This is a genomic window from Bacillus inaquosorum KCTC 13429, assembly GCF_000332645.1.
GTDB classification, from domain to species: domain Bacteria; phylum Bacillota; class Bacilli; order Bacillales; family Bacillaceae; genus Bacillus; species Bacillus inaquosorum.
The window spans coordinates 429,631-441,810 of the sequence record NZ_AMXN01000001.1; the positions used below are offsets into that span (position 1 = coordinate 429,631).

15 protein-coding genes are annotated in these 12,180 nt (G+C 40.3%); 10 read left to right on the top strand and 5 right to left on the bottom strand.

Going from position 1 to position 12,180, the window contains the following annotated elements:
• Positions 1–169 precede the first annotated feature (169 nt).
• The 8 genes from rapF to BSI_RS18570 all read left to right on the top strand — a co-directional run bounded on the left by rapF (position 170) and on the right by BSI_RS18570 (position 5,759).
• The gene (gene rapF, locus BSI_RS18600; RefSeq protein ID WP_003235896.1) at positions 170–1,315 is read left to right on the top strand and encodes a response regulator aspartate phosphatase RapF; all 1,146 of its coding nucleotides are present in this window, start codon (positions 170–172) and stop codon (positions 1,313–1,315) included.
• A complete protein-coding gene (phrF, locus tag BSI_RS0120735) occupies positions 1,299–1,418 on the top strand; it encodes a phosphatase RapF inhibitor PhrF (RefSeq protein WP_003222023.1) in 120 nt (39 codons plus the stop codon). The genes rapF and phrF overlap by 17 nt, the downstream gene beginning before the upstream one ends.
• A gap of 253 nt (positions 1,419–1,671) precedes the next feature.
• The gene (locus tag BSI_RS18595; RefSeq protein ID WP_003235899.1) at positions 1,672–2,151 is read left to right on the top strand and encodes a DUF2712 domain-containing protein; all 480 of its coding nucleotides are present in this window, start codon (positions 1,672–1,674) and stop codon (positions 2,149–2,151) included.
• Between the two features lie 148 nt (positions 2,152–2,299).
• Positions 2,300–3,088 carry a hypothetical protein gene (locus BSI_RS18590; RefSeq protein ID WP_003235901.1) on the top strand — a complete coding sequence of 263 codons (789 nt, stop codon included), beginning with the start codon at positions 2,300–2,302 and terminating at the stop codon, positions 3,086–3,088.
• Positions 3,075–3,749, top strand: a complete 675-nt coding sequence (locus tag BSI_RS18585) for a hypothetical protein (protein WP_032731687.1) — start codon at positions 3,075–3,077, stop codon at positions 3,747–3,749. Before BSI_RS18590 ends, BSI_RS18585 begins: the two co-directional genes overlap by 14 nt.
• 9 nt (positions 3,750–3,758) lie before the next feature.
• Complete coding sequence (locus BSI_RS18580; RefSeq protein WP_003235906.1) at positions 3,759–4,556, top strand: hypothetical protein; 798 nt, start codon at positions 3,759–3,761, stop codon at positions 4,554–4,556.
• A gap of 2 nt (positions 4,557–4,558) precedes the next feature.
• On the top strand, positions 4,559–5,206 hold the full coding sequence (locus tag BSI_RS18575) for an ABC transporter ATP-binding protein (RefSeq protein ID WP_003235909.1): 648 nt from the start codon (positions 4,559–4,561) through the stop codon (positions 5,204–5,206).
• Positions 5,199–5,759, top strand: coding sequence for a hypothetical protein (locus tag BSI_RS18570; protein ID WP_003235911.1), 561 nt, complete (start codon positions 5,199–5,201; stop codon positions 5,757–5,759). Before BSI_RS18575 ends, BSI_RS18570 begins: the two co-directional genes overlap by 8 nt.
• A gap of 46 nt (positions 5,760–5,805) precedes the next feature.
• Here BSI_RS18570 and speB read toward each other — a convergent pair whose 3' ends face one another.
• Together speB and speE are read right to left on the bottom strand one after the other, a co-directional pair.
• The gene (speB, locus tag BSI_RS18565) at positions 5,806–6,678 is read right to left on the bottom strand and encodes an agmatinase (RefSeq protein WP_003235913.1); all 873 of its coding nucleotides are present in this window, start codon (positions 6,676–6,678) and stop codon (positions 5,806–5,808) included.
• A gap of 60 nt (positions 6,679–6,738) precedes the next feature.
• On the bottom strand, positions 6,739–7,569 hold the full coding sequence (gene speE / locus BSI_RS18560) for a spermidine synthase (RefSeq protein WP_003235914.1): 831 nt from the start codon (positions 7,567–7,569) through the stop codon (positions 6,739–6,741).
• Positions 7,570–7,770: 201 nt separating this feature from the next.
• On the opposite strand from speE, the gene BSI_RS18555 reads away from it, so the two are divergent.
• Complete coding sequence (locus BSI_RS18555; RefSeq protein WP_003235916.1) at positions 7,771–9,849, top strand: transglycosylase domain-containing protein; 2,079 nt, start codon at positions 7,771–7,773, stop codon at positions 9,847–9,849.
• A gap of 316 nt (positions 9,850–10,165) precedes the next feature.
• Here BSI_RS18555 and BSI_RS18550 read toward each other — a convergent pair whose 3' ends face one another.
• Together BSI_RS18550 and BSI_RS18545 are read right to left on the bottom strand one after the other, a co-directional pair.
• Positions 10,166–10,684 carry a YwhD family protein gene (locus BSI_RS18550; RefSeq protein ID WP_003235920.1) on the bottom strand — a complete coding sequence of 173 codons (519 nt, stop codon included), beginning with the start codon at positions 10,682–10,684 and terminating at the stop codon, positions 10,166–10,168.
• 12 nt (positions 10,685–10,696) lie between these two features.
• A complete protein-coding gene (locus BSI_RS18545; protein ID WP_003235922.1) occupies positions 10,697–11,356 on the bottom strand; it encodes a site-2 protease family protein in 660 nt (219 codons plus the stop codon).
• A 108-nt stretch (positions 11,357–11,464) separates the two neighbouring features.
• Here BSI_RS18545 and thmT point away from each other — a divergent pair, with 108 nt between their 5' ends.
• The gene (thmT, locus tag BSI_RS18540; protein WP_003222038.1) at positions 11,465–11,653 is read left to right on the top strand and encodes a 2-hydroxymuconate tautomerase; all 189 of its coding nucleotides are present in this window, start codon (positions 11,465–11,467) and stop codon (positions 11,651–11,653) included.
• A 42-nt stretch (positions 11,654–11,695) separates the two neighbouring features.
• Here thmT and BSI_RS18535 read toward each other — a convergent pair whose 3' ends face one another.
• The gene (locus BSI_RS18535; RefSeq protein ID WP_003235924.1) at positions 11,696–12,115 is read right to left on the bottom strand and encodes a MarR family transcriptional regulator; all 420 of its coding nucleotides are present in this window, start codon (positions 12,113–12,115) and stop codon (positions 11,696–11,698) included.
• Positions 12,116–12,180 lie beyond the last annotated feature (65 nt).

A 12,180-nucleotide genomic window follows, 5' to 3' on the forward strand; every position in this document is an offset into this window, starting at 1 on the left:
AATGTGTTTGCTTGTACAAATTGCCGAGGGTAAAAGTGGTTTTTCGAAAGTATCTCCTCCAACATGCGGTGTAACGAAAGAAAAAATTGCGGTTTTTTTGCGCTTCTCTCAAGAATGATAATGATAAAATATGACATATATAGAATAATGAAGGGAGGGATTTACAAACGTGACAGGTGTCATATCTTCTTCTTCCGTCGGAGAAAAGATTAACGAATGGTATATGTACATACGCCGATTCAGCATACCCGATGCAGAATATTTGCGAAGAGAAATCAAGCAAGAGCTGGATCAAATGGAAGAAGATCAAGACCTTCATTTGTACTATTCACTGATGGAATTCCGGCACAACCTGATGCTTGAGTACCTTGAACCGCTAGAAAAAATGCGGATCGAGGAACAGCCGAGACTGTCTGATCTGCTGCTTGAGATTGATAAAAAACAGGCTCGTTTAACTGGAGTCCTTGATTATTACTTTAATTTCTTCAGAGGCATGTATGAGCTGGACCAGCGGGAATATCTGTCGGCTATTAAATTTTTTAAAAAGGCCGAAAGCAAGTTGATATTCGTTAAGGATCGAATAGAGAAGGCAGAGTTTTTCTTTAAAATGTCTGAGTCTTATTACTATATGAAACAAACGTATTTTTCAATGGACTATGCACGGCAGGCATATGAAATATACAAAGAACATGAAGCTTATAATATAAGATTGCTTCAGTGTCACTCTTTATTTGCTACCAATTTCTTAGATCTGAAACAATATGAGGATGCCATATCACATTTTAAAAAAGCTTACTCTATGGCGGAAGCTGAGAATCAGCCCCAATTAATGGGAAGAACATTGTACAACATCGGGCTTTGTAAAAACAGCCAAAGCCAATATGAGGATGCCGTAACATATTTCAAAAGAGCAATAGCTGTTTTTGAAGAATCTAATATTATACCTTCCCTGCCCCAAGCCTATTTTTTAATTACACAAATTCATTATAAAATGGGAAAAATGGATAAAGCCCATGCATATCATAGTAAGGGAATGGCTTATTCTCAAAAGGCCGGAGATTCAATATATTTATCGGAGTTTGAATTTTTGAAATCTTTATACTTATCAGGCCCTGATGAAGAAGCAATTCAAAGTTTCTTTGATTTCCTCGAAAGTAAAATGTTGTATGCTGATCTTGAAGATTTCGCTCTTGATGTGGCAAAATATTATCATGAACGTGAAAATTTTCAAAAAGCTTCTGCTTATTTCCTAAAGGTGGAACAAGTAAGGCAACTTATTCAAGGAGGAGTGAGATTGTATGAAATTGAAGTCTAAACTATTACTCTCTTGTCTGGCCCTAAGCACTGTTTTCATCGCAACGAATATTGCAAACGCACCTACACACCAAATTGAAGTTGCACAGCGAGGAATGATTTAATGAAAACAACCGGTTTTTACCGGTTGTTTTTTTGTTAAATAAACAGCCAAGACAAGAGTTTCGTTTAAAATTCAAAATATTAATTACTAATATATTTTGAATTGGTTTCCCGATCCAGAAACACAATAAATAAGAAAAGTTTTATTATACATAAATAAAAAATCTATTTACTTTTCCTTTTTTTTGAATTAATATATTATGTGACTTAAGTTCAGTATCACTTCAATTGAAGTTTAAAAATGGAGGATTTATTTTGAAAGTTCAATTCAAAAAAAGGATTAGTTTACTCATCATCATGTTTGGGATCGCAGTTTCCTCACTGGGTGTTACACAGGCGGTTCATGCAAAAGCCAATACGAGCGATTCAAGGGTGCATTTTACTTTCAGATGGTACAGCCCTTATGACTATACAACTGCTCGAAGAAAACAAAATAGAAGCTACATGTATATGCATCTCCTAAAGAAAGATGACGGAGGTAAATTTAATGTATGGGCAGAGGCAGATAAAAACGTTCACTCTGGCGGGCGCGACTGGCACAATGTATCCGGTGGTGGAACTCACGAAGGAACAGTACACCCGGGTCATACATACTTATTTTCCAACACTGCTGTTGAAGATTACGGGAGAAATGTACCCGTCAGGTTTGGCGGTTACAGCCGCAGCAATGATTCCTTCTCAACTGATTGGAGTCCTGACAGCGTAAAACCTAAGGGAAATTACACAATCTATTAATACCTTTCTCAAAACAAAGCGATCTTACATTAAACATGTAAGATCGCTTTTTAAGGTAAAAATAATATCCACTCTTCAAGATTTTTTATTAAAATAAAACTATCCAAAACTCACACAGAGTTTTAATAAAAAAACAGGAGCCTCGCACATGATTTCTTTCTTTTTAAAGCGTTTATTGAAAAATAAAGAGATTTATTTCTCTTTATTCATTAGTATCGTTCTTATGATCGTCAGTTATCTAGGTATTCTCTTCTTTCATAAGAAGATCAATCTTCCTTATGAAATCCATAACTCACCGTTTTTATCGAATATTGCAGAAGGAAATACAACCTCAGCTCAGACTGTCTGGATTCTCATTCTTCCGTTATTAGCATCACTTCCAATGTCCGGTATGTACCGTGAAGATAAAAATACCGGATTTTTTATGAATGTTATAACAAAAACAACTAAAAAAAAATACTTCACAGTATTATTCGGATTGAATGTTGTGATTTCTTTTTTGGTTATTTTTTTACCGTTATTATTAAACCTTTACTTGCTGATGATGACATATCCTTCAGTAAATCCGGACGGAATCGTCAATTATATGGACCCAATCGTTTTGGGCGGAACTGATTTAGCAAACCTTTATTATGAAAACTCGCTGATTTATACTCTCATTCTATTTATACTAAATGGTTTGTACGGTGCCATTCTCTCTTCCATTGGATTAGCTTCATCATTTTTTATTAAAAAGAAATACTTTGTTTATATCATACCTTTTTTAATCAATTTAATAGGCTTTACTTTACTCAACAACAATTACAATCCAATGAAATATATCGTTAACGATGGAGGGTTTTTGAGTGTAGATAAGTTTATTTATTTGAACCTTAGCGTGTTCATTGCAACTACTTTACTTTATATGTGGGGAAAAAAACGCCGTGTTTTATTATAATACTCTAAAATCAACATTAAGAATGAAGTGGCCGGGTATCATCGCCGCTTTACTGCTACAGTTAATTTCTATTTATTTCTTTTTTTGTAAAGAAAGTGGTAGTAGCGATGGTTTTGTACTGGAAAATATTTTTTCCTATTGGCATCTCGTTTCTATTTTATGCCCTGCTGCCGTTGTATTTTCTGTTTTGATCTCATCCGATTACTTTTCAATTTATACTGTAATCCGAGTAAACAATGCACCTTATCTAACATTGATATACCTGTTCAAAACACTTTTATTTTCAGCAGTATACGGGATTATCATTATGGGTGAATTGTATACTTTATGTGTGTTCACTAATACGGGACTATTGTATTTGACCCCTGTATCTTTTATCACTCATGTGTTTGCATTTATTTTCATTTGTTATGTTGTTTCATTTACTTTACTGTATTTGAATCAAATCATTGTAGTTTTTCTATTCATTCTTTTATTTTTGATTGATTACCTTGTATGTAATGGTATGTTCTTTTTAAATGGTTTTGTGCTGGAATTTAGTGATTTGGCTGAATTATTATTGATTAGATTAGGGATTATGTTGTTATTATTCGGGATCTCTATAGAATCTATAAAGCGACGTAATTATTTACAGCAGGTTGAGGAGAAAGGAGCAAACTGATTGTCTTTTATGAATATGCTGAAACGTGATATTGTAATGCGTTTCAATGAAAGTAAGATTACATACTTTGTCATTAGCTTAGCTATTGCCCTCCTTCTTTTATGCTTCCTCTGGAATAGCAATAAGACGGGACAGCTAGACCATCAAAGTTTTTCCGACAGCCTGACCACACTATTTCATTCGATGAATTTCTTTGATCTACATATCTTATATACACAGCATAGACTATCTATTCCTCTACAATGGATTAGTTTTCAAGTGCTGCCTTTGTTGATTGTGGGTAATTTTATGTTTCGTGACATTCAAATTTCTGGAGCTTATATCCTTCCAAAACTCCCCAAAAAAGGAATATTTATATTCAGCAAACTTTTGTCACTGTTTGTTCTGATTGTATCTATTTGGTGCGTATGGCTCTTTATATACATTATGTTATTTACCTCATTTAAAGGTTTTACAGCAGAACTGAACAGCAAGGTAATATTATTTATGTTAATTCAAATCTTAGTTTCGTTTATGTATGCAGTTTTGCTAGAAACTTTAACTTTCATGATATCTTTTATATCAGCATTTATTATTATTGTTGTTTATATTGTAATATCTATTTTTTTTCACAGCTCTTTATTCATCGCTTCATTTGCTATGGCTGGAAAGTGGGCTTTTATTGATTATTCGCGCATGAACGTTAACTACTCAGATGGTCGTTTTTTTCATGCCTCCGACTTTTTGTTAATTGCACTTATTTTCTGTGCAGCTTGTACTTTTATCAGCCTAGTTTTTATTAAAAAAACAGATATTTTAGGAGAGTAATTATGACGTCGTATATCGAGTGTAAAAATATAGTAAAAAAATTAAAGGGAAATCATGTATTAGATGATATCAGTTTTTCAATTAAAGAAAACGAATTTGTCGTGTTAAGAGGCCATAATGGATCTGGAAAGACAATGATTTTAAGAGCCATCGCCGGACTGCTAACATTAACAAAAGGCGAAGTTTCTGTTAACGGCCTCGTGATCGGAAAAGATATTGACTTCTCTGAACATACAGGTCTGTTAATTGAATACCCGAGCTTCATCCCTGTCTATTCGGGATTTCAAAATCTGAAATTCCTTGCTTCTATCAAGAAAAAAGTATCTGATGAAGAAATCAAAGAAGTAATAAGAAAAGTTGGGTTAGACCCCGAAGATAAGCGTAAAGTCAAACGCTATTCTTTAGGGATGAAGCAACGCTTAGGAATTGCTCAAGCAATAATGGAAAAACCCAAATTACTTCTTTTAGATGAACCGACAAATGCCTTAGACAAAAAAGGGATTAATCTTATACTGGATATCCTAAAAACCGAAAAAGAAAACGGCACAACGATTGTAGTGGCTAGTCATGATGATACACTATGTGAAAACAGTGTTGTCGACAGAATTATCGATATTAGTGAAGGTAAGCTGGAGGATGCAGATGAATAAGCGTTGGATTTTCTTTATTGTTTTATTAATAATAGTAACATTCAGCTGTGTTCGTTTCTATAAAGTGAACGCCCAAAATGATAAATATACTCCAAAAAATATTAATATTGCCGCAAACCAAACGATCGATACAGGAAAAGGAATAAAATTCCATATATTAAAACCATTAAAGCCGATTAAGTCATTTGATAAAGAAACAAATTCCATAAAATATATATACATTTTGCCTTTTAATGCTGAAAATACTTCTAATCACAAAATTACTCTAGAGGAGCTTTCACCGGACGGAAAAAACTTTTTATTTTTTGGTCAGTATCAATATAATAAACAATTGATGCCTTATAATTATGATTTGCCGGATAAGTATCAATTCAATACAGAGATTCCATCAGGGAAAACAGTACTAGGATATGTAGGATTAAGTTTGTATCCCGACGAAAAAGTAAATTATAAAAATTTCAATCCTGAATCATCAAAAGTATCTGCTTATTATACTGTAATAGACGACGAATCTAATAAAAGAATTTCTTATAAAATGACTTTAAATAATTAAAAGATGAAAAAGGGCCTGAATTACATTCAGGCCCTTTTATTAAAAACTATTTCACAAACCCAAGCAGCATTTCACGGATGATTTTGCTGGCTGTGTTTGCCGTTTGTTCTGAGTGGTCATACACCGGTGCGACTTCCACTAAATCAGCGCCCTTCACGTTTACCTCTGAACGCGCGATTTCATGGACGGATGCAAGCAGTTCTTTAGACGTGATGCCGCCAGCGTCAACCGTTCCTGTTCCCGGTGCGTGCGCAGGGTCTAATACGTCAATGTCGATAGTGACATATACCGGACGTCCCGCCAGCTTCGGAAGCACTTCTTTCAGCGGTTCAAGCACTTCAAATTTGGAGATGTGCATGCCGTTTTCCTTCGCCCAATCAAACTCTTCTTTCATGCCGGAACGGATTCCGAATGAATATACATTTTGCGGTCCGATCAATTCTGCCGCTTTGCGGATCGGTGTGGAGTGAGAAAGCGGTTCTCCCTCATAATCTACGCGAAGATCTGTATGTGCGTCAAAATGGATAATCGCAAGGTCGGGATATTTCTTGTGCATCGCTTTAATGACAGGCCATGTCACAAGATGCTCTCCGCCCATTCCCATCGGGAACTTCCCTTTTTCTAAAATGCTGTCCACGTACTCCTCAATCATATCAAGGCTTCTCTGCGGATTTCCGAACGGCAGCGGAATGTCGCCGGCGTCAAAGAAGTTCAGGTCGGCCAGATCACGGTCTAAATACGGGCTGTATTCTTCAAGGCCGATTGACACCTCGCGGATTCTGCTCGGGCCAAAGCGTGAGCCCGGACGATAGCTGACCGTCCAGTCCATCGGCATGCCGTAAAGGATGGCGTCCGCCCCTTCCCACTCGGGACGGCTCGCGATAAATACTTTTCCTGAATAAGCTTCATCAAATCTCATCTATAATACCCTCGCTTTCCTGTAAAAAAGCGCAAGATTCGCTCCTGCGCCATACAATCATTATTTAATCAGGTCACTCACAAATTTCGGCAGAACAAACGCCGCTTTATGAATATCTTTTGTGTAATATTTCGTATCAATATCGAAGAAACGGCTGTCTTCCACTGCAAGCGGATCATATTTTTTCGAGCCGATTGTAAATGTCCACAAACCGCTTGGGTATGTCGGAATGTTTGCCGTATACAGCTTCGTAATCGGGAAGATTTCCTTCACATCGCGCTGTACATTTGTGATTAATTCAGGCGTAAACCATGGGTTGTCCGTTTGAGCGACGAAAATGCCGTCTTCTTTCAGCGCCTTCGCGATTCCTGCGTAGAATCCTTTTGTAAACAGGTTTACAGCTGGTCCGACAGGTTCAGTTGAATCTACCATAATTACGTCGTATTGATTTTCAGATTTCGCAATGTGCATAAATCCGTCATCCACCTGAACGTCAACGCGCGGATCATCCAGTTTACCTGCGATAGAAGGAAGAAACTTTTTAGAGTATTCGATGACCTTGCCGTCAATATCAACAAGTGTCGCTTTTTTCACGCTTGGATGCTTCAGGATTTCTCTGATGACGCCGCCGTCACCGCCGCCGACAACAAGAACGTGCTCCGGATTTGGGTGTGTAAATAATGGGACATGCGCCACCATTTCGTGATAAACGAATTCGTCTTTTTCAGATGTCATGACCATTCCGTCCAAAAACAGCATGTTGCCGAACTCTTCTGTTTCCACCATTTCTAAATGCTGAAACTCCGTTTGTTCTGTATGTAACGTTTTATTAACCTTCATTGTAATGCCAAAGTTTTTCGTCTGCTTCTCTGTGTACCAAAGTTCGCTCAATTGTCATCTCCCTTTCAAGGCTGTATTCATTTATTGTAAGCGTCTTATCAGCTTTTATTCTCGGTTGAAATCTCATTTTCACCTAAGGAAAAAGTATAGAGGATGGCGGGGAAAAAGTAAAGATGCGTCCTGTTCTGAGATGTTTAAAAACGATCTTTTTTTCTCATAATAGTAGAAACATAAAAAAAGGGGGAACCCGTTGTGGATGCAATGACAAATAAACGGCTGAGACTGACGCTGAAAACCGTTCGCGCCTTCATCTTTTTAGGGGCTTTTGCGGCGTTGGCGGCAGCTGCTGTGTTTATGACTGTCATTTTGATAGCCAAATACCAGGGCGCTCCCTCGGTGCAAGTGCCGCAATCCACGATTTTGTATGCCAGTGACGGCTCAAAGCTCGGGGAAACGAACTACGGCGAAAAGCGCTATTGGGTCCCCTTAAAGGACATGAATCCGACGATTGTAAAAGCGACAGTGGCGATTGAAGACCAAAATTTCTACGATCACCACGGCTTTGATTATAAACGCATGGCCGGCGCGGCGCTTGCAGATCTGAAAGCATTTGCCAAGGTTCAGGGCGCAAGCACCATCACCCAGCAATATGCGAGAAACCTATACCTTGAACACGACAAAACGTGGAAACGAAAATGGAATGAAGCGTTCTACACGATCCGCCTGGAACAAAACTATTCTAAGGACGAGATATTAGAAGGCTATTTAAATACAATTTATTACGGACACGGCGCATACGGCATTGAAGCTGCTTCCCGCCTGTATTTCGGCAAGCATGCAAAAAACCTGACGGATGCGGAGGCCGCGTTATTGGCGGGAATCCCGAAAGGCCCTTCCGGCTACTCGCCGTATGTCAATGAAACAAAGGCCAAGGATCGCCAGAAAACGATTGTGCGGATGATGGAAAAGCAGCAGATGATCGGCCATAAAAAAGCGAATGAACTGATCAAAGAACCTCTTTCCTATCAGCCTTTGAATAAACAAGTTTCCAAGAGAAAGGCCCCTTATTTCTATGACAATGCGATGAGAGAGCTGGAGAAAAAGCTCGGCATGACGAGGGAGCAAATTGAAACGAGCGGGTTAAACGTCTATACAACGGTAGATAAACGGATGCAGCGCATCGCTGAGGAGACCATTACCGAAACCGTTAACGCCGGCTCTGACATTCAAGTCGGGTTTTCAGCCATTGATCCCCGCACAGGAAACGTTCTCGCCCTTGTCGGCGGCAGGGATTATCAAAAAAGCCCGTTTGACCGGACGACACAGGCGAAGCGTCAGCCTGCTTCGACGATCAAACCGTTACTGTACTATAAAGCGATCCAGAGCGGATTTACGCCAGTCACCTTGATGAAAAGCGAAGAAACCGAGTTTCAAATTGATGCAAAAGGAGAAACCTATTCTCCAAGCAACTATAACGGATACTACGCCAACAAGCCGATTACGCTTCTGCAGGCGCTGGCGCTTTCCGACAACATTTACGCGGTGAAAACACATCTCTTTCTCGGCATGAACAAGCTCGTACAGGCGTCAAAGGAATTCGGAATTACTGCAAAGCTTCAAGCACTGCCTTCCCTTGCGCTCGGCACCGAACCCGTACGTCCGATTGAGATGGTCAACGCCTACGCCATGCTCGCAAATGGCGGGAAGAAAATCGAACCGACTTTTATTTCGCGAGTTACGGACGCGGCGGGCCATGTACTGTACGAAAACCCGAATCAGCATAAACAGGTGCTTGATGAAAAAGCTGCTTTTGTCACGGCGAGTATGATGACAGGCATGTTTGATACGGATTTAAACGGCTATACGTCGGTAACTGGACGGACGATCGCCAACCGCTTGACAAGAACGTATGCAGGAAAATCAGGAACCACAAGCGCAGACAGCTGGATGATCGGCTTCAATCCGAAGTTGGCCGCAGGTGTTTGGACAGGTTATGACAAAAACAGCACCATCGACTCGGTCGAAGAAAAAAGCTATGCAAAAACGATTTGGGCTGACTTCATGGAGGATGCGCTCAAAGGAGAACCGGAAACTGCGTTCAAACCGCCAAAAGGCGTAACCGGCGTGTACATTGATCCAGAAACAGGCTACTCATCCGGCCCCGGATGCGCAGCCAAGCATTACACATATTTTGTGAAAGGCACTGAGCCATCAAACGTATGCTACGGGGCAGAAGAACCCGCAAAACAAACAAAAGACCGGCTTCCAGCCAAAGAAAAACCCGCTTCCGAGAAAAAATGGTGGGATAAATGGCTGGGGCGGAATCATTAAAAATAACCCGGCTCCTCGGAGGCCGGGTTATTTGTATGGTTCCTTCATGATCCATGGAAGCAATGTTACGCAATCGAGTTGAACAATAGTTTTGGTAACCCTTCGGGGATAAAGTGGTCATTTTCTTCCACGTCGGCTTTAATCACCCAGTCACCGACTCGAATGGTTTCGTACATCATAACCCCCTAAAAAATGAAAAACCCCGAGTCTTGTTTCGGCTCGGGATTTTCCATGTCCTAGTTTCTGTATCACCAGTTTACTCAATGTTTACGAAAAATAGTTCAAATATTCTAAAAGTTCACAGAAAGTTCACAAATTAATTGTCTTCTGGAAGCAGGCCTGTTTTTAATTCATCTGAGGATCGGTCCCATAGGCCCTGATCGTGTTTTTTCAGAAACTCGCCTAGTACCCGCTTCGAGCTGTCGTCCATTTTATCGATGATAATTTTCCGCTTCATGGATTTATCCATCAGATTCACATGCTCAGGCAGCGACTTGTAGCCTCTTCTGATGCTTCTGTCGACCGTCATTTCACAGGCTGTCACACCAGCGTAATATGGCCCCTCTTCTTTTCTGTCAATCGTTACCCACACAAGCCAGTACGGTTTTCCGTTTGGAACTTCTTCTTTATTCGGCAGAAATTTAATTCCTTTTTCAACGGTGCTGCGGGCGTGCATGGCGCCGATGTCAACGAACGCTTCTTTTTCCTCTACATCGACGAATACGGGAGAAATGTTATCGAGGCTTAGCGCCCCTACACCGAAACCGCCGTGTCCATCTGTCGGATCACTTTTGATAATATTAAACCCGATTGATTTTTTCTTTTTTTCTTCCATGAGTTCTACCTCCTACAAAAGCGGTTGAAATATCGCTGAAAACAGCTGTAAAATCCGATCTCTTCCGGCATTTAGCAGCGGCCAAAGCACGTAAGATCCGAGCGGTGTCACAAACAGAACCAAAAAGACGATAAAGCCGTAGCTCTCCGCCTGCGTCATCTTGGCACGCACCCCTGGCGGAACGAGATCTTCAATAATACGATAGCCATCGAGCGGAGGAAGCGGCAGCAGATTAAATAAAAACAAGACAAGATTCAGCTGTATCCAAATGGAAAAAAACTGATCCAGCCCCGTGCTGAACGCCGCAAGCATCTCCATTCCGTATGCATGCATCAACACTAACAAAAAGAAACCGACAAACGCAAGAATCAGGTTACTGACGGGCCCTGCGATGGATACGAGCACGCCGGCAAGCCGAGGTTTCTTAAAGAAGCGGCGATTGACAGGAATAGGGCGCGCCCATCCGAATCCGGCCACCAGAATCAAAATGGTTCCGAACGGATCAAGGTGTTTAATGGGATTCAGCGTCAGCCTTCCTTCTCTTTTCGCTGTATCGTCACCGAATTTGTACGCGACATAGGCATGGGCAAGCTCGTGTATGGTAAATGACACAATTAACGTGATGACGAGGTATGGCATTAACGATAACGGATAATATAAAAAACGGTCCAAGTGAGATATCCCTCTTTCTAAAAATGCAAGAATTTACTTTATTCAGTATACTATAAGAAACCTCTTTTTCTAAAGAGAGGAAACGAAATAAAGGAGGATTCAGCACCCATGCCATACGTAACCGTCAAAATGCTCGAAGGCCGTACAGACGAGCAAAAACGCAATCTTGTCGAGAAAGTAACAGAAGCCGTAAAGGAAACCACCGGTGCTTCTGAAGAAAAAATTGTTGTGTTTATAGAAGAAATGAGAAAAGACCATTATGCAGTCGCAGGCAAACGCCTGAGCGATATGGAATAATCTCTATAAAGCCGGCGCTTCGCGCACCGGCTTTTTCTATCCTTATTGGGTCAGCTTCGCAATAATCGCTAATAACGCCTTTTTCTCTTCGGCTGTCAAACGTTCAAACATGCCGTCAATCAGTCCCTGGCGGTTTTCGATCATTTGCTCAGCCGCTTCCCTGCCCGATTCAGAAAGCGTAATCCATACAGTGCGGCGGTCATTGTTATTTCTGGATCTCTCAATGAATCCCTCCTGCTCTAAATGATTAAGAGCAGTGGTCGTAGCAGAGGGAGACAGTGTGACCTCCTTCAGAATATCCTTTATGGTGCAGCTCCCATGCCTGTATATGATCCGCAGAATAAATCCTCTTACATTATTTACGTGTTTCGGAACGGTGGCTTCATCTAATTGCTTCGTACTTTTCAAATATTTTGTAAGTGCGTGATCCAGCAAATTTGCTTCCAGTTTGTCATGGTCCATGTAGATTTCCCCATTTCGAGATGCATTCATAACATACGAACGATATGATTTACTTATTATTTTAC

Coding starts and splice junctions, on each gene's coding strand:
- phrF (WP_003222023.1), top strand. CDS start 1,299: ATGAAATTGAAGTCTAAACTATTACTCTCTTGTCTGGCCCTAAGCACT.
- BSI_RS18590 (WP_003235901.1), top strand. CDS start 2,300: ATGATTTCTTTCTTTTTAAAGCGTTTATTGAAAAATAAAGAGATTTAT.
- BSI_RS18580 (WP_003235906.1), top strand. CDS start 3,759: ATGAATATGCTGAAACGTGATATTGTAATGCGTTTCAATGAAAGTAAG.
- BSI_RS18575 (WP_003235909.1), top strand. CDS start 4,559: ATGACGTCGTATATCGAGTGTAAAAATATAGTAAAAAAATTAAAGGGA.
- BSI_RS18570 (WP_003235911.1), top strand. CDS start 5,199: ATGAATAAGCGTTGGATTTTCTTTATTGTTTTATTAATAATAGTAACA.
- speB (WP_003235913.1), bottom strand. CDS start 6,678: ATGAGATTTGATGAAGCTTATTCAGGAAAAGTATTTATCGCGAGCCGT.
- BSI_RS18550 (WP_003235920.1), bottom strand. CDS start 10,684: ATGGAAGAAAAAAAGAAAAAATCAATCGGGTTTAATATTATCAAAAGT.
- thmT (WP_003222038.1), top strand. CDS start 11,465: ATGCCATACGTAACCGTCAAAATGCTCGAAGGCCGTACAGACGAGCAA.
- BSI_RS18535 (WP_003235924.1), bottom strand. CDS start 12,115: ATGGACCATGACAAACTGGAAGCAAATTTGCTGGATCACGCACTTACA.